Origin of the sequence: Sporosarcina sp. FSL K6-6792 (assembly GCF_038004885.1) — a bacterium.
Lineage (GTDB): Bacteria > Bacillota > Bacilli > Bacillales_A > Planococcaceae > Sporosarcina > Sporosarcina psychrophila.
In genome coordinates this window covers 3,870,303-3,888,943 of sequence record NZ_JBBOSA010000001.1, presented here as the reverse complement: position 1 = coordinate 3,888,943, position 18,641 = coordinate 3,870,303, and the positions used below count along the sequence as shown (strand labels likewise).

Annotated in this window: 11 protein-coding genes and 1 other annotated feature; of the genes, 2 read left to right on the top strand and 9 right to left on the bottom strand. The window is 45.5% G+C overall.

Translation table 11 applies throughout. The features are described 5' to 3' along the window. Window positions 1-225 precede the first annotated feature (225 nt). Window positions 226-1,311, top strand: a complete 1,086-nt coding sequence (locus MKZ26_RS18760) for a tetratricopeptide repeat-containing glycosyltransferase family 2 protein (RefSeq protein WP_340767146.1) — start codon at window positions 226-228, stop codon at window positions 1,309-1,311. Between the two features lie 2,102 nt (window positions 1,312-3,413). After that, complete coding sequence (locus tag MKZ26_RS22405; RefSeq protein ID WP_445683438.1) at window positions 3,414-5,129, top strand: exosporium glycoprotein BclB-related protein; 1,716 nt, start codon at window positions 3,414-3,416, stop codon at window positions 5,127-5,129. A 186-nt stretch (window positions 5,130-5,315) separates the two neighbouring features. Here the strand turns inward: MKZ26_RS22405 and ilvA are convergent, their stop codons facing one another. From ilvA to ilvD, 9 genes are all read right to left on the bottom strand, one after another. After that, window positions 5,316-6,293 carry a threonine ammonia-lyase gene (gene ilvA / locus MKZ26_RS18750; RefSeq protein ID WP_340767145.1) on the bottom strand — a complete coding sequence of 326 codons (978 nt, stop codon included), beginning with the start codon at window positions 6,291-6,293 and terminating at the stop codon, window positions 5,316-5,318. Window positions 6,294-6,329: 36 nt separating this feature from the next. Further along, complete coding sequence (gene leuD / locus MKZ26_RS18745; protein ID WP_340767144.1) at window positions 6,330-6,920, bottom strand: 3-isopropylmalate dehydratase small subunit; 591 nt, start codon at window positions 6,918-6,920, stop codon at window positions 6,330-6,332. Window positions 6,921-6,939: 19 nt separating this feature from the next. Continuing rightward, window positions 6,940-8,349 (bottom strand): 3-isopropylmalate dehydratase large subunit, encoded by a 1,410-nt coding sequence (gene leuC, locus MKZ26_RS18740; protein WP_340767143.1) that lies wholly within the window; start codon window positions 8,347-8,349, stop codon window positions 6,940-6,942. Between the two features lie 35 nt (window positions 8,350-8,384). Then, the gene (gene leuB, locus MKZ26_RS18735; RefSeq protein WP_067212328.1) at window positions 8,385-9,485 is read right to left on the bottom strand and encodes a 3-isopropylmalate dehydrogenase; all 1,101 of its coding nucleotides are present in this window, start codon (window positions 9,483-9,485) and stop codon (window positions 8,385-8,387) included. A gap of 206 nt (window positions 9,486-9,691) precedes the next feature. Then, entirely contained in the window at window positions 9,692-11,233 is a 1,542-nt protein-coding gene (locus tag MKZ26_RS18730; protein WP_340767142.1) for a 2-isopropylmalate synthase, read from the bottom strand. Then, window positions 11,220-12,254 (bottom strand): ketol-acid reductoisomerase, encoded by a 1,035-nt coding sequence (gene ilvC, locus MKZ26_RS18725; RefSeq protein WP_067212335.1) that lies wholly within the window; start codon window positions 12,252-12,254, stop codon window positions 11,220-11,222. The genes MKZ26_RS18730 and ilvC overlap by 14 nt, the downstream gene beginning before the upstream one ends. Window positions 12,255-12,369: 115 nt before the next feature. Further along, a complete protein-coding gene (gene ilvN, locus MKZ26_RS18720) occupies window positions 12,370-12,885 on the bottom strand; it encodes an acetolactate synthase small subunit (protein WP_067212339.1) in 516 nt (171 codons plus the stop codon). Further along, window positions 12,882-14,609: an acetolactate synthase large subunit gene (gene ilvB / locus MKZ26_RS18715; protein WP_340767688.1), complete on the bottom strand. Its 1,728-nt coding sequence runs from the start codon at window positions 14,607-14,609 to the stop codon at window positions 12,882-12,884. The genes ilvN and ilvB overlap by 4 nt, the downstream gene beginning before the upstream one ends. Window positions 14,610-14,740: 131 nt before the next feature. Next, window positions 14,741-14,983: a binding site (T-box leader), on the bottom strand. 3 nt (window positions 14,984-14,986) lie between these two features. Continuing rightward, window positions 14,987-16,654 (bottom strand): dihydroxy-acid dehydratase, encoded by a 1,668-nt coding sequence (ilvD, locus tag MKZ26_RS18710; RefSeq protein ID WP_067214050.1) that lies wholly within the window; start codon window positions 16,652-16,654, stop codon window positions 14,987-14,989. Window positions 16,655-18,641 lie beyond the last annotated feature (1,987 nt).

Here is an 18,641-nt window from a genome sequence, read left to right as displayed (position 1 = left end):
AAGTTCTAGTAAACTTAACGGACAACTTAGAATTCCTTAATGAATTCACAATTGGAAACTAACTAAAAACTCTTTTAAATAAAGAAATATATTCATCATCATTAAATGACTTTCAAGAATATTTCCTACATAAAATATATATATATTCGTAACATTCGACAGCAATTTGTTCGTCAAAATTTTAGAGACTGCATATAAATAGAAGGAAGCTTGGAGGGATAAAAAGTGATAACGATAAGTTTGTGTATGATTGTGAAAAATGAAGAGGAAGTAATAGGCAGATGTTTAGATTCTATTTGCGAGTTAGTGGATGAAATCAATATTGTGGATACAGGGTCTGACGACCGAACAAAAGAAATCGTAAATAAGTACACCAATCGAATTTTTGATTTTCAGTGGATTGACGATTTTTCAGCTGCACGGAATTTCTCATTCCAACAAGCAACAATGGATTATGTTCTTTGGCTCGATGCGGATGATGTATTTACAGCTGAAGATCAGGAAAAGTTCAAGTTATTGAAACAATCCTTACAACCAACGATTGATGCTGTTTCAATGAATTACCATTTAAGTTTTGATCATGAAGGCAACGTGACCTCCCTTTTGAGGAGATATCGTCTAGTAAAAAAAGTAAATGAGTTTAAATGGATAGGAGCGGTACACGAGTTTCTTTCCGTGTCAGGTAATCTATTCGATAGTGATGTAGCAGTTACCCACTCCCCTTTAAGTCATGATAGTGGACGTAATATCACGATCTATAAAAAGTTGTTAGCTTCAGGGAAAACATTGTCCCCCCGTGATACATTCTATTACGCCAATGAATTGATGGATCATAGTGATTTTGAAACAGCAGTCCTTTACTATGAGGAGTTTTTAGATTCGAAACTGGGCTGGATTGAAGACAATATTAGGGCGTGTTTCAGACTGGCTGACTGCTACCATAAATTAAATGACAAGAATAAAGAACTTAGTTCTACCTTACGAACCCTTGCCTATGACGTTCCTCGTCCCGAAGCGTGTTGCCGACTTGGGTATTACTTTATGGAACAATTTAAAAACCACGAGGCTATCCACTGGTATAGTCAAGCGTTCCTTTATGAAAATCATCAACAGATAGGCTTTCAAAACACCTCATTTTCCACTTGGCTACCCAATCTTCAATTATGTGTTCTTTACGATCGCTTAAAACAGTACGACAAAGCCTATCATCATAACGAATTAGCCCGAAAATACAAACCAAATAATGACAGTATAATGAAAAATAAAACGTATTTAGATGAAGTAATTAAAAATAATCAGGAGAAAATTTAAGAGTCAATACACATAGCCAGCAGAACGAGTATTTGTGTAGCCTACAGTTGAAATTCATTTAAGAACTACTTTCAGTAGCTTCATATATCTAACTAACTAACTAGCCGTTTCGACAACTTGTCGGAGCGGCTAGTTAGTTGGGGGCATCAGCGTCCAAGATGGCGAGCATATTCAAAACCAAATCCCTTTCCTTAATAAAACTGGATAAATATCAAATAAATCTCTCGCCCTCTCTGTGACATTTCCTAATCTATTATTTTATGCACGTAGTTGATTGCCCGTCCCCCCAACTATTGCTCGAATAGGATGTTACAGAAAGGGGGTGAATAAATGAATTATTATGATTACAATAAACGAAAATGTAAATGTAGTAAATGTAGTAAGTGCAATGAATGTATCAAACCCGATAAATGTAATTACGATCCATGTTGTTGCAAAAGGGGACCTATAGGACCAACTGGGGCTACTGGATCTACTGGATCTACTGGTGCTACTGGCGCAACGGGCGCTACTGGTGCTACTGGTGCGACTGGAGCGACTGGGGCTACCGGAGCGACTGGTGCGACTGGATCTACCGGAGCTACTGGATCTACTGGCGCAACGGGCGCTACTGGATCTACTGGTGCTACTGGAGCGACTGGTGCTACTGGAGCGACTGGGGCTACCGGAGCGACTGGTGCTACTGGCGCTACTGGCGCTACTGGTGCTACTGGTGCTACTGGATCTATCGGAGCTACTGGCGCGACTGGTGCTTCTGGATCTACCGGAGCTACTGGATCTACTGGATCTACTGGCGCGACTGGTGCTTCTGGATCTACCGGAGCTACTGGCGCGACTGGTGCGACTGGATCTACCGGAGCTACTGGCGCGACTGGATCTACCGGAGCTACTGGATCTGCTGGCGCGACTGGAGCTACTGGCGCTACCGGATCTACTGGATCTACCGGAGCTACTGGCGCGACTGGATCTACCGGAGCTACTGGAGCTACTGGATCTGCTGGCGCGACTGGAGCTACTGGCGCTACCGGATCTACTGGATCTACTGGATCTGCTGGCGCGACTGGAGCTACTGGCGCTACTGGTGCTACTGGATCTACCGGAGCGACTGGAGCTACTGGCGCTACTGGAGCTACTGGAGCTACTGGCGCGACTGGATCTACCGGAGCTACTGGATCTACTGGCGCGACTGGATCTACCGGAGCTACTGGATCTACTGGCGCGACTGGATCTACCGGAGCTACTGGATCTACTGGCGCGACTGGATCTACCGGAGCTCTGGATCTACTGGCGCGACTGGATCTACCGGAGCTACTGGATCTACTGGCGCGACTGGATCTACCGGAGCTACTGGATCTACTGGCGCGACTGGATCTACCGGAGCTACTGGATCTACTGGCGCGACTGGATCTACCGGAGCTACTGGATCTACTGGCGCGACTGGATCTACCGGAGCTACTGGATCTACTGGCGCGACTGGATCTACCGGAGCTACTGGATCTACTGGCGCGACTGGATCTACCGGAGCTACTGGATCTACTGGCGCGACTGGATCTACCGGAGCTACTGGATCTACTGGCGCGACTGGATCTACCGGAGCTACTGGATCTACTGGCGCGACTGGATCTACCGGAGCTACTGGATCTACTGGCGCGACTGGATCTACCGGAGCTACTGGATCTACTGGCGCGACTGGATCTACCGGAGCTACTGGATCTACTGGCGCGACTGGATCTACCGGAGCTACTGGATCTACTGGCGCGACTGGATCTACCGGAGCTACTGGATCTACTGGCGCGACTGGATCTACCGGAGCTACTGGATCTACTGGCGCGACTGGATCTACCGGAGCTACTGGATCTACTGGCGCGACTGGATCTACCGGAGCTACTGGATCTACTGGCGCGACTGGATCTACCGGAGCTACTGGATCTACTGGCGCGACTGGATCTACTACTGGATCTACTGGCGCGACTGGATCTACCGGAGCTACTGGATCTACTGGCGCGACTGGATCTACCGGAGCTACTGGATCTACTGGCGCGACTGGATCTACCGGAGCTACTGGATCTACTGGCGCGACTGGAGCTACTGGTACCGCTGGATTGATTGGATCTACTGGATCTACTGGAGCTACTGGTGCTACTGGCGCTACTGGCACCGCTGGATTGATTGGACCAACTGGTGCTACTGGCGCTACTGGTGCTACCGGATCTACTGGTGCTACTGGCGCTACTGGATCTACTGGATCTACTGGATCTACTGGATCTACTGGATCTACTGGATCTACTGGAGCTACTGGGACTACTGGGGCTGCTGGGGCTACTGGATCTACTGGATCTACTGGCGCGACTGGATCTACCGGATCTACTGGTGCTACTGGCGCTACTGGTGCCGCTGGATTGATTGGACCAACTGGGACTACTGGATCTACTGGCGCGACTGGAGCGACTGGATCTACCGGATCTACCGGATCTACTGGGGCTACTGGCGCGACTGGCGCGACTGGCGCGACTGGATCTACCGGAGCTACTGGCGCGACTGGAGTTAATGGAGCTACTGGGGCTACTGGTACCGCCGGACTGATCGGAACAACTGGGGCTACCGGAGCTACTGGATCTACTGGCGCGACTGGTGCTACTGGAGCTACCGGATCTACTGGCGCGACTGGTGCGACTGGAGCTACTGGTGCGACTGGTGCTACTGGTGCGACTGGTGCTACCGGAGCTACCGGAGCGACTGGCGCGACTGGTGCTACTGGAGCTACCGGATCTACTGGCGCGACTGGGGCTACTGGAGCTACTGGAGCTACCGGATCTACTGGCGCGACTGGGGCTACTGGTACCGCCGGACTGATTGGAACAACTGGGGCTACCGGAGCTACTGGCGCTACCGGATCTACTGGAGCGACTGGCGCTACTGGTACCGCTGGATTGATTGGACCAACTGGGACTACTGGTGCTACCGGAGCTACTGGATCTACTGGCGCGACTGGTGCTACTGGAGCTACCGGATCTACTGGCGCGACTGGTGCTACTGGAGCTACTGGAGCTACCGGAGCGACTGGTGCTACTGGCGCGACTGGAGCTACTGGAGCTACCGGAGCTACTGGGGCTACTGGGGCTACTGGAGCTACCGGATCTACTGGCGCGACTGGAGCTACTGGAGCTACCGCACCAACTGGGGCTACTGGGGCTACTGGTATCGCTGGACTGATTGGAGCAACTGGGGCTACTGGTGCTACTGGTATCGCTGGACTGATTGGAGCAACTGGTGCTACTGGTACCGCTGGACTGATTGGAGCAACTGGGGCTACTGGTGCAAGTGCGGTAATACCATTCGCATCAGGAACTTCAGTTGTCACTTTGAACACACTCGCCTTGGGATTAGTTGGTACTCCGGCTCTTGTAGGATTCGGGAGTTCCATTCCAGGTGTAACAATTGCCGGAGGTTCATTCACGCTTCCAGCTCTTAGTAACTTTGCTTTTATGGTTCCTCGTGCAGGAACCCTGACAAATATTTCTGCATACTTTATTAGTACTGTGGGATTAAGCTTACCACTGTCAACAGTAACTGTTCGTGCAGAAGTATACCGCGCAACAGGTAATAGCAATGTCTTTACCGCAACTGGTGTTGCCGTAAATCTACCATTCACAGGAACAATCTCAGTTGGAACCATACAAACTGGCTCTGCTGGCGGTTTCTCACAAGCGGTAAACGCGGGAGATCGTTTGCTAATGGTATTTTCTGCAAATGCATCTGGAGTCAATCTAGTAAACACTTTAACTGGTGCTGCAAGTGCAGGATTAACGATTAACTAAGACACTAATTGAAAAATAAATATAATTCTAAAGCTAGCTTTTAGAAGATAGACACTAAAAACCCCTTTCATAATAGTGAAAGGGGGTTTTTCAATTCGACATGCTGTATTCAATCTACATAGCATATCATTCTAGCTGTTTGCTATAGAACGGAATTGATCTTTTGGAGATTAATCAATCTTCATTTTAAAAATTAAGTACCGAGTCATTACAATTCTCAATACACTTCCCCAACTTTGCCACATCGAAATTTCCGCCTGAGACGATTACACCGATACGCGCAGATGAAGTCGGTAGTTTCTTATTCAGGACAGCAGCAATCGCTGCACCAGCTGCACCTTCAACTAGCACCTTCTCACGTTCTAGCATGAATAAAATAGCTGATGAAATTTCCTGTTCTGACACTGTAATCATATCATCTACATAATTATGAATGATATCCATCGTTACTTTACCTGGTTCTCTAACGCAAATTCCTTCTGCAATCGTTGGTAAAAAGTGGGTCGGATTATTTTTCCTGCCATGAAAAGATGAAACGATAGCAGGTGCATTTGCGGCCTGAACGCCAATCACTTTTACCGAAGGCCGTATTGTTTTCACGGCAAGTGCAGTCCCTGCTAATAGTCCTCCACCACCTGCCGGTACAACAATTGTATCCAAGTCCGGTTGCTGTTGCAGCATTTCCATCGCAACCGTTGCCTGCCCCTCAATAATTGTTATATCATCGAAAGGATGGATAAACGTTGCACCTGTTGCCAGTTGTTCAGTACGAGCCGCTTTATAAGCCTCATCGAAATTTTTCCCAACTAGCTTAACAGTTGCCCCGTATTTCCGGGTAGCAGCCACTTTTGCCGCTGGAGTCGTTTCAGGCATGAATATTGTAACTCTGGCGCCCACTTTCCGTCCTGCCAATGCAACACCTTGTGCATGATTTCCCGCAGAAGCCGCAAGTAAACCTTTCGCACATTCTTCTGCTGTCAGTTGAGAAATTTTGTTGAACGCGCCGCGTACTTTAAACGACCCTGTCTTCTGTAAGTTTTCAAGTTTCAAATACACTTCGGATTGTGTCCATTCATTCAATGTCTCCGATTGTTTAATAGGTGTGCGGTGAACAATTTCAGTTAAGCGTTCAAATGCTTCGAATAAGCGCGCTGTTTCATACAAATTCCCAATTACACCATCTCCCTTTTAAGTTAATATTTACGCGTTTTGATGTTGTTTTTCATAGTTAGCAATTTGTTCTTCGTATTGGAAAGTCAAGGATATTTCATCCCAACCATTTAATAACATTTCTTTATAGTACGGGTCGATATCAAACGAATAGGACTTGCCATCCTGCCCTGTCACCGACTGTTTAACAAGATTAACTTCTACTGAGTAAGGATCTTTTTGCCCATTTGCCAACAACTCTTCTACTTCCGACATTGTTAATTTAATTGGAAGCAAACCGTTTTTCATGCAGTTATTATAGAAGATATCCGCATAGCTTGGCGCGATGACGACATTGAATCCATAGTCTAAAATCGACCAGGGTGCATGTTCGCGAGAGGAGCCGCACCCAAAATTTTCTTGAGCCACGAGGATTTTAGATCCTTTGAACCGCTCATCATTCAAAACGAATTCTTGAACTTCGCTTCCATCGGCATGATGTCGCCAGTGATAAAACAGATATTTCCCGAACCCTGTACGCTCAATTCGTTTCAAGAACTCTTTCGAAATAATCTGGTCAGTATCGACGTTTTTACGATCGAGCGGCGTTATGACGCTAACAACTTCATTAATCGGTTCCATCTAATCATCCTTTCCTCCATTATGAATGAACAGCTTCCAATTCCCGTACATCTACAAAATGGCCTGCAATTGCTGAAGCTGCCGCCATGGCCGGACTTACAAGATGTGTCCGTGCCCCTGCCCCTTGTCGTCCTTCGAAATTCCGGTTAGATGTTGAAGCGCACCGTTCACCTACAGGAACTACATCGTCATTCATCGCTAGGCACATACTGCAACCCGATTCCCGCCACTCGAATCCAGCTTCAAGAAATACCGAATCTAATCCTTCATCCTCTGCCTGTTTTTTAACAGTCCGTGAACCAGGTACGACAATTGCCGTGACAGAAGAATGAACCTTTTTACCTACAATTACTTTTGCCGCTGCACGTAAATCACTCAATCTTGCATTTGTACATGAACCGATGAAGACATGCTGAATGTCAATTGATTTCAGCGGTGCACCTTCTTCAAGCCCCATATACGTTAGTGCTTGTTTCAATGCATCTTTATCCGATTCTGATTCAAAATCTTTCGCATAGGGAACGTTCGCTGAAATACCAGAACCCATTGAAGGGTTAGTTCCCCAAGTCACAAATGGTTCGATTTCATCTGCATTCATTTCAAGAATCGTGTCATAGGCTGCGTCTTCATCTGTTGCAAGTGATAGCCAGTGTGCAGCTGCCTCTTCAAATTCTTGGCCTTCGGGAACATATTTGCGTCCTTTTAAGTAAGCAACAGTTGTTTCATCTGGACTGATTAAACCTGCTTTTGCCCCTGCTTCAATAGACATATTACAAACGGTCATCCGTTCTTCCATCGTCAAATCACGGATTGCTTCACCCGTAAATTCAACAATATGACCTGTGCCCATATCAATTCCGAATTTGGCGATAATCGCTAAAATGACATCTTTTGCGGTAACACCGAATCCAAGTTTTCCGTTAATGCGGATTTCCATTGTTTTCGGTTTTGATTGCCACAATGTTTGTGTCGAAAGGACATGTTCAACTTCACTAGTTCCGATGCCAAATGCAATTGCTCCGAACGCCCCGTGTGTGGATGTATGGCTATCGCCGCAGACAATTGTTTTACCAGGCTGTGTTAGTCCAAGTTCTGGCCCGATTATATGGACAATTCCTTGGTCTGGATGATCCATATTTGCAAGTGGGATTCCAAATTCATCACAATTTGTTTGTAATGTGTTGATTTGTTTCCGAGCAATTGGATCTTTAATCTCATCACGGTTTCGTGTCGGTACGTTATGATCCATCGTTGCAAAACAGAGATCGGGTTTGCGCACGGTACGATTCGCAAGTCGCAGCCCTTCAAACGCCTGCGGAGAAGTCACTTCATGTAGTAAATGAAGATCGATATAGAGCAAATCAGGCTTCCCTTGTTCTTCGTAGACGATATGCTGATTCCAGATTTTCTCGATGATATTTTTCGCCATATGGCAGCCCTTCCTCTCTGATCAATTGAATATGGTTAAACGTATGAAAACATAATGCTATTCGAGACGAATTGTGTATCAAGTTCGTCAATGACTTTGTCCGTCCACTCTTTTGTCGATAAAACCCGTTTACCCGGTTCTACAAGATCGGCTGTGAAGAAACCGTCTTCGAACACTGTGTTAACTGCTTCTTCAATCGCTGATGCTTCCGTGTCTAGGTTGAATGAATACTTCAACATCATTGCAACGGATAGAATCGCTGCAGCTGGATTTGCTAAACCAAGTCCTGCAATTTCGGGCGCGGAACCGTGGACTGGTTCGTATAATCCAAAACCATCCGAACGGATACTTGCTGACGGAAGTACGCCAAGTGACCCTGTGATTACAGATGCCTCATCACTTAGAATGTCTCCAAACATATTTTCCGTTACGACAACGTCAAATGCTGCCGGATTTGTAATCAATTTCATAGCAGTGGAATCGACTAACATATGCTCCACTTCAATATCTGGATATGCTTTCTTCTTTTCTTCAACAACCTCACGCCATAGCTTACTCGTTTCAAGTACATTTGCTTTATCAACAGAAGCTACTTTCCCTCTACGTAAGCGAGCAATTTCAAACGCTTTAACAACAATACGTTCAATCTCTTCGCGTGTATAAACGAGTGAATCCACTGCGGCATCTGCCGTCCGACGACTTGGTTCTCCGAAATACAGACCACCTGTCAATTCCCGGACGATCATCATATCTACATCTTTTGCCACTTCTTCTTTTAGAGGAGATGCATGGAGTAAGGATGGTACAGCTTTCACAGGCCGAAGATTAGCAAACAAGTCGAAATGTTTCCGAATCGCAAGTAGTCCTTTTTCCGGTCTCAACGCTGATGGATTTTGGTCCCATTTCGGACCCCCTACAGCACCGAGAAGTACCGCGTCACTCGCTTCACATAGTGCTACCGTTTCATCTGGAAGTGGATTTTGATGTTTGTCAATTGCAACGCCGCCGATTACACCGTACTCTACATGGAAGGTGTGGCTAAAACGTCTTGCAATCACTTCAAGTACCTTCACTGCTGCTTCAGTCACTTCTGGGCCGATTCCATCACCTGGTAATACTGCTACTTTCTTCTCCATAGAACTTCTCCTCCTTATTGTTTTTAAATCTATTTACGCTGACAATCTAAATTGAAATGAAAAATCCCATTGAATTCGCTACGGCGCTAGGGGATGCCTCCCGCCCTAAGCCTGACCGCTTCGCTATCAGTCTTAGGGCTTCGGCTACCCCTTGTAAGGCGCCTTCGCTTAATTTATGCAGATATTTATATGTTCAATGTATATCGTTAAACCGCATTCACTTTTATTTTGGAAACCTTTTTAATCAATTGTCTGTTGATGGCATTAAAATATGCTTTGGCAGATGCACCCAATACGTCCTGTGCGACATCGCGTCCAATAGATACTTCACCGTTAATACTTAGATTAACTACCGCTTCGCCGAGTGCATCGCGTCCTTTTCCAATCGATGTTACACGGTAATCTAGAATGTGAACTTCGCCTTCAACAAGCAGTTCTAGTGTATTGAAAATGGCTTCAACTGATCCCGAACCTGTTGCTGTCGCAGTGACCGTTTCCCCGTCCGGATTAACAGCCGTGACGGTTGCAGATGGAACATTCGCAGTTGCATACTGAACTTGAACATCTTTAAATTTATAAACAGGTACATCATTATTTTGAATTTGTTGATCTGTAAATAATACAAATAGATCATCTTCTGTAATTTCTTTTTTACGGTCTGCAAGTTTCTTAAATTCAACAAACGCTTCATTTAACTTCTCAGCACTAAGTTCGAAGCCCATTGAAATAGCACGGTCACTAAATGCATGTCGGCCAGAGTGTTTCCCAAGCGCAAGTGGTTCAGTTTTATCTCCAATTAATTCAGGCGTAATGATTTCATATGTTTGGCGATTTTTTAGGTAGCCATCCTGGTGAATCCCTGACTCATGCGCAAATGCATTCTTCCCAACAATTGCTTTATTTGGCTGGATGACAACGCCTGTCAATTGGCTGACAAGCTGGCTTGTGCGTTTAATTTCATGTAAATTAATACCTGTTTCCAATCCGTAATAATCTTTGCGGATATGGAGTGCAACAGCAATTTCCTCAAGTGCAGCATTTCCTGCACGCTCACCAATACCATTGATTGTACCTTCGACTTGGTCGGCACCATTTTCAATCGCTGCGATTGAGTTGGCTACAGCAAAGCCTAAGTCATCATGACAATGTGCAGAAAGCTTCACTTTATCGATACCGGTCACGTTTTCTTTCAAAAACTTGAATAATGCACCGTATTCTTGAGGTGTTGCGTAGCCGACCGTATCAGGAATGTTGATAACTGATGCGCCAGCTGCAATTACTTGATTGATGATGCGTACTAAGTACTCCCGATCTGAACGGAATGCATCTTCCGCAGACCATTGAACTTGCGGGAAGAACTTGCGGGCATATTTTACAGCTTCTACTGCAATTTCGACGACCTGGTCAGGTGTTTTCTGAAGCTTATATTCCATATGGATAGGTGAAGTTGCTAAAAACACATGTAGATGAGGTTGTTCCGCACCGCGAAGTGCTTCCCAAGATGTTTCGATATCGCTTTTCATTGCGCGGGCAAGACCAGTTACCGTCGACTTTTTCACTATATTTGCAATACGTTGCACTGCTTCAAAATCACCGGGGGATGAAGCAGGAAACCCTGCTTCAATGATTGTTGCCCCGAATTTTTCAAGCTGTCGTGCAATTTCTAATTTCTCCGCTGTATTTAGGTTAATACCTGCAGATTGTTCACCGTCCCGAAGAGTTGTGTCAAATATGTCAATTTTTCGCACTACCCACCACTTCTTCCTCTTTTGATTTCGCACCTTCGTTGACGAAAGGCATCATTGCGCGAAGCTTTTTGCCAACTACTTCAATTTCATGTTGTGCTTCTGTTTCTTCAAATCGATTGAAGTTTGGACGCCCATTTTCATTTTCTGCAATCCATTCTCTCGCAAATTTACCTGATTGAATGTCTGTTAGTACATCTTTCATACGCGCTTTTGTATCTGCGTCAACAATACGGGGTCCTGAAACGAAATCTCCCCACTCAGCTGTATCTGAGATTGAGTAGCGCATGCCTGCCATTCCGCCTTCATACATAAGGTCGACAATCAGTTTTGTTTCGTGCAATGTTTCGAAGTAAGCAAGTTCTGGTTGGTAACCTGCTTCTACTAGTGTTTCAAAACCTGCTTTAACAAGTGAAGTCAACCCGCCACATAGTACCGCTTGTTCGCCGAATAGATCTGTTTCAGTTTCTTCTTTGAACGTCGTTTCAAGTACGCCGCCACGTGCTGATCCAATCGCTTTTGCATACGCAAGAGCTACGTCTTTCGCTTGGCCTGAAACGTCTTGATACACTGCGAACAATGCTGGAACACCTGCGCCTGCTTCGAATGTTCTACGAACGAGATGTCCAGGTCCTTTTGGTGCAACTAGGAATACGTCAACATCAGCAGGTGGAACGATTTGACCGAAGTGAACGTTGAATCCGTGTGCGAAAACAAGTGATTTACCTGCTTTAAGTGCCGGTTCGATTTCTTCGTCATAGACTTGTTTTTGTCTTTCATCCGGAAGTAGAATCATAATAACGTCCGCTTTTTCAGCAGCTTCACGCACAGTCAATACGTTTAGTCCGTCTTGTTTTGCCTGATCAAATGATTTACCTGGGCGAACACCCACAACAACATTAAATCCAGAATCGTTTAGGTTTTGCGCATGTGCATGACCTTGTGATCCGTACCCGATGATTGCTACTAGTTTATCTTTCAAAAGTCCTTCGTTGATATCTTGGTTATAATACATTTTAGCCATAATTGTTTTCCTCCTAATAGTTGGTTTTTTTAGTTTAATATTGCTGTCTAGATATGTTGTAATACAGAATTTCATTGAATCGGCTACCCCTTGAAAGGCGCCTTCACTGTTTTTCTTACTTTAATATAGATAACTGAGGTAATTGGACTTTCTGTGTTTCACGAACAAATGCCGTAGCACCTGTTCTTGTCAATTCTTTAATGCCATATGGTCTGAGCAAATCGATAAACGCCTCAATCTTTTCCGGATTTCCAATCACTTGGTACGTAACGACATTTTTTCCAGTGTCGATAACCGTTGCCCGGAATGGTTCGATGATGCTGTTCATTTCACTTCTAACATGCGGAGGTGAAATGACTTTTACTAGAGCAAGCTCCCGCATAACGATTGCTTTATCCGTTATGTCATTAACTTTAAGTACATCGATTTGTTTTTGCAGCTGTTTGACGAGCTGTTCAATTTTCCGTTCGTCTTCTACATTGACGATGAACGTCATTTTCGATCTGCCTGCTATTTCGGTGTGACCAACTGTGATACTTTCGATATTGAACTGCCTTTTCATCAGCAAGCCGGTCACCCTATTGAGCACGCCACTTTGGTTGATAACAGTTACCGTAATAACTCGTTTCATAGTTTACTCACCCCGATCATTTCATGTAGTCCTCTACCTGGTGCAACCATCGGATAGACGTTTTCCAGTTGTTTCACACGGCAGTCGATGAGAACGGGTTCATCAGACAACAGTGCTTCTTGGAATACCGCTTCCGCTTCTTCCAATGTGTCAATCCGATAGCCTTTAATGTCATACGCCTCTGCTAATTTCACAAAGTTTGGCTGAACCGGCATCAATGATTGTGAGTAACGCTTTTCGTAAAACGTCTCTTGCCATTGACGAACCATTCCCAGACAGCCATTGTTGAGAATGATAATTTTCACAGGAATGCGCATTTCTTGTAACAGCGACAGCTCTTGCGCTGTCATTTGAAATCCAGCGTCTCCTACAATTGCAATGACACACGCATCCGGCTTGGCGATTTGTGCACCAATTGCCGCCGGGAACCCAAAGCCCATTGTGCCAAGTCCACCTGAGGTTACCCAATGATCCGGATTATTCAGTGAATAGTACTGAGCCGTCCACATCTGATGCTGTCCTACATCCGTTGTGACGATTGCATCGCCTTTCGTAATACGATGAATGATTTCAAGGGCTTGTTGCGGAAGAATTGTTCCTTCATCATCGTTGTCATACCACAGCGGAAACTTCTTGGCGGATTCTTTTAAGTATGTCAGCCAAGTCTCTGTTTCTGGTGACTTGAATTGTTGTTTCAGCAACGCTTGTAATGCTTCTTTGGCGTCTGCCACGATTGGAATTTCTGTCGGTACATTTTTGCCGATCTCAGCAGGGTCGATATCGATGTGGATAATTTTTGCGTTCGGTGCGAATGATGCCAGATTGCCTGTCAGTCTGTCGTCGAAACGCGCGCCGATATTGACAAGTACATCACACTCACTAATAGCCATATTGGATGTCACTGTTCCATGCATACCAGCCATCCCTAGGAATAGTTCATGGTCTCCGCGGATACCGCCAAGGCCAAGAAGTGTATTTGTTACGGGAATCTGATGTTTCTCAACGAGTTCTTTCAATTCATCCATCGCCTGTGCATGCAAGATACCTGCACCTGCTAGGATCAGTGGTTTTTTCGCTTGTGAAATGGCTTCTGCTGCTTTTTGTATTTGTAAATAGTTCGGAGTCGTTGTCGGCTGATAACCTGGTAAATCTACTTCCGCGTCCAAGTCTCCGGTTGGAATGAAGAGCCCCGTTGCAATATTTTTAGGAATATCAACGAGTACCGGTCCCGGACGTCCTGTTGAAGCAATGTGGAATGCCTCTTTGATAATTCTTGGGAAGTCAGATACATCATTCACTTGGTAGTTATGCTTTGTGATTGGCTGCGTGATCCCAATAATATCCGCTTCTTGGAACGCATCAGTACCAATGACTGTATTGGCAACTTGCCCAGTGAAAATAACAAGTGGCAGTGAATCCATCATTGCATCCGTAATTCCAGTTACCAAGTTTGTCGCGCCAGGTCCAGATGTCGCAATGACGACGCCAGGTTTTCCTGAAACACGAGCATATCCCTCAGCCGCATGAATTGCGCCTTGTTCGTGACGTGCAAGTATGTGGGAAATAGGGTTTTGATACAATGCATCATAAATCGGTAGTACAGCTCCTCCAGGATAACCGAAAATAACTTCGACACCCTGATCCTTCAAAGCTTGAATGAGTACAGCAGACCCATCTTTCGGTTGTTTGGTCTGTTGTGGCTCTTGCACAGTCTCTGGCGCCATTTCCTCTACTGCTTGCTTCGTTTGAACTTCAGCATTCATCTATAAACTCCTCCTTACTTCTACTTTTGAATAATCAATCTTCTTGTCGAAAAAAAAAGCCTTTTCATCCCACGCAAAGAACTTCTCCTTTACATAGGGATGAAAAAACTTTTCATGGTACCACCCTTGTTCGCAGCAATCTAGCCGCCTCATGAATAGACTAGGTCTATTCTTTATATAACGAGCGCCGATTTCTCTACGCCCGGGATTGCCTACTATAATTTCAGCAATCCACTCCGGGGTGATGTCGCAACTAGTTGTATTACCGGCTTCCAGCATTACCGGCTCTCTGTGAATACAGGTTCTAATTACTTTTGCCCCATCATTGATTTTCTCTATTAAATTTTCATAACTCCGCCTGTACTTGCAGATGTGACAAGCGCTGAATATCTAGCTAGATAGCCTTTTTTAATTTTAGGTTCGAATGGTTTTAAGTGTGCTCTTCGTTTTTCTAGTTCTTCATCGGAAACTTCAAGTTCAATTGTCCGATTTGTTAAATCGATTGAGATGATATCACCATTTTCGACTAGTGCGATAGGTCCGCCTTCAGCCGCTTCAGGTGAAATGTGGCCAATCGAGATACCACGAGATGCCCCTGAGAAACGTCCGTCTGTAATGAGTGCTACCTTCGTTGCCAGCCCACGTCCTGCAATTGCTGCAGTAGGTGCGAGCATTTCTGGCATTCCCGGTCCACCTTTCGGACCTTCGTAACGAATAACAACAACATCACCCGCTTTTACTGTTCCGTTGTCGATACCTTCTTGTGTATCTTCCTGAGATTCAAACACAATGGCTTTTCCTCTGAACTCTGTAATCGATGGGTCAACGGCTCCTACTTTGATGACGCCGCCGTCCGGTGCAATATTACCGAATAGAACGGACAAGCCACCTACAGGACTGTATGCATTATCGTGACGTCGAATGACTTCATCATTGAGAATATGAGAATCTTTTACGTTTTCATAAAGCGATTTTCCAGTAATCGTCATCCGGTTTGGACTGACGGCTCCTTCGATTTCACAGAGCTCTTTAATAATTGCACTGACACCGCCTGCAAGATGAACATCATGCATTGTGTAGTCAGAAGATGGACTAATTTTGGATAAATAAGGAATACGTTCAGCAACTTTGTTGATATCACGAACATCGTATTCGATTTCTGCTTCGTGTGCGATTGCCAGTGTATGGAGGACTGTGTTTGTAGAACCGCCCATTGCCATATCAAGTGCAAATGCATCGTCGATTGTTTCTTTCGTTATAATGTCACGCGGTTTAACATCTTCTTTCACCATGCGAACAAGATGTTCCGCTGCTTCTTTAATGAGTCTATGTCTTTCATCCGAAGTGGCAACGATCGTTCCGTTACCCGGAACTGTCACTCCCAGCATTTCCATTAACGAGTTCATGGAATTCGCTGTGAACATTCCTGAACAAGATCCGCATGTAGGACATGCACTCTGTTCAATGTCTAGCAGCTCTTCAGCTGTCATCGTACCTTGTTTGTAAGCTCCAACACCCTCGAATACCGAAACGAGTGATAAAGGCTTACCAGTCGATGATACGCCGCCTTCCATCGGTCCGCCTGAGACGAATACGGATGGAACGTTCGTGCGAACTGCTGCCATCAACATGCCTGGCGTAATTTTGTCGCAGTTTGGAATGTAGAATACGCCGTCGAACCAGTGAGCGTTGATAACCGTTTCTGCAGAGTCTGCGATGAGTTCACGGCTTGGTAATGAATAACGCATACCAATATGTCCCATTGCAATCCCATCATCAACACCGATTGTGTTGAACTCGAACGGGATACCGCCTGCTTCACGAATCGCCTCTTTGACGACTTCCGCGAATTTGTTCAAATGCATATGACCTGGAATAATATCAATATATGAGTTACATACACCGATGAAAGGTTTATGCATATCTTTCATTCTAACGCCCGTTGCGTACAGCAGACTTCTATGCGGTGCACGGTCTACACCTTTTTTAATCATGTCACTTCTCATTGGTTTTTCCATTGTACTCACCCCTAATCAAATCACTTACATGTTTACATCTGTTTATCTAGTTGTCTAGGTTATGTAGTTTGTGAATTGAATCACGAACTGAATTGGATTGATGTCATCATATCTTGGATACCCACTGGAGTCAACAGTGTTTTTAAAATTGTTAGCCAATTATGAATAGTAGATTTAAATGTATCCGCTTACACGTCAGTTATACAGCGATATATCACATATAGCACATTTAAAAAACTTTTAAATTTATTTTTTATGAATTCAATTTTCAATGATTTTTTCCGATATGAGTACTTTTCTAAAAGCTTAAAAAGCACAATCGCCTACTCAGCACGATGGGGTTGTTCATTAGTGAGAGAGTGCGGTTCGGAGTGTGGATTGTAGATTGCTTGACGCTTTGGGGATGCCTCTTGCCATGAGCCTGAATTGGCGCTTCGCATCCAATCTCACGGCTTCGGCTACCCCTTTACCGCACCTGCGCTAGTGCTTGCGTTATTGAGAGAGTGTGATTCGGAGTGTAGATTGTAGATCGCTTGGCGCTTTGGGGATGCCTGCGCTAGTGCTCGCGTTATTGGGAGAGTGCGGGTCGGAGTATAGATTGTAGATCGCTTGGCGCTTTGGGGATGCTTCTCGCCATGAGCCTGGATTGGCGCTTCGCATCCAGTCTCATGGCTTCGGCTACCCCTTTGCCGCGCCTGCGCTAGTGCTCGCGTTATTGGGAGAGTGCGGGTCGGAGTGTGGATTGTAGATCGCTTGACGCTTTGGGGATGCCTCTCGCCATGAGCCTGGATTGGCGCTTCGCATCCAGTCTCACGGCTTCGGCTACCCCTTTGCCCGCCTGCGCTAGCGTTAGTTCATTAGTGAGTGTTTTGTGATTCGGAGGGTAGATCGCTTGACGCTCTAGGGATGCCTTTGCCATGCCCTCGCTGGTGTGTTCATTATCGAGGGTGTGTGATTCGGAGTGTATATGCCAAGATTATAATGTGATTATATTTTGATAGTGATTTAATTCAAGAAAGACGCACTAGAGATTGCAGGTCTCATTCCGATAACGAAATGCTCTTTCTCACATAGTCCATCCAGCGAAGGCGCGACTTCGTGGTAGCCGGAGCGATAAGACTGAAAGTGGTCTTCTTTCTGGCTTATCGCGGGAGGCATCCACAAAGCGCAGAAGCGGTATTAGCAGGATTTCTGATTCGTTCTAGATATTGCGACTGTTGTTAAATGCATTCCCATGTTTGAAGCAAACCGTACTTCTAGATGTCATACCGATACCGAAATACGCTTTCTACATTGACCACCCAGCGCAGGCGCGTCTTCGTGGTGGCCGGAGCGATAAGACTGAAAGCGATCTCCTTTCTGGCTTATCGCGGGAGGCATCCACAAAGCGCAGAAGTGATATTAGCAGGATTTCTGATTCATTCCCTATATTGCGACTGTTGTTAAATGCATTCCCATGTTTGAAGCAAACCGTTCTTCTAGTTGTCGTACCGATACCGAAATACGCTTTCTACATAGACCATCCAGCGAAGGCGCGACTTCGTGGTAGCCGGAGCGATAAGACCGAAAGTGGTCTCCTTTCTGGCTTATCGCGGGAGGCATCCACAAAGCGCAGAAGCGATATTAGCAGGATTTCTGATTCGTTCCATATATTGCGACTGTTGTTAAATGCGTTCCCATGTATGAAGTAAACCGTACTTCTAGATGTCATACCGATACCGAAATGCGCTTTCTACATAGACTATCTTGCGAAGGCGCGACTTCGTGATAGCTGAAGCGATAAGACGGAAAGCGGTTTTCTTTCTGGCTTATCGCGGGAGGCATTCACAAAGCGCAGAAGCGATATTAGCAGGATTTCTGATTCGTTCCCCATATATTGGAACTTTTCCAGTTGTCACTGACCCGTTTCCTGTGGGCTCAGGGGCTAGCGGCTTGTGTCTAGACAATAAAAAACCACTCCAGAGGCGTTTACTGG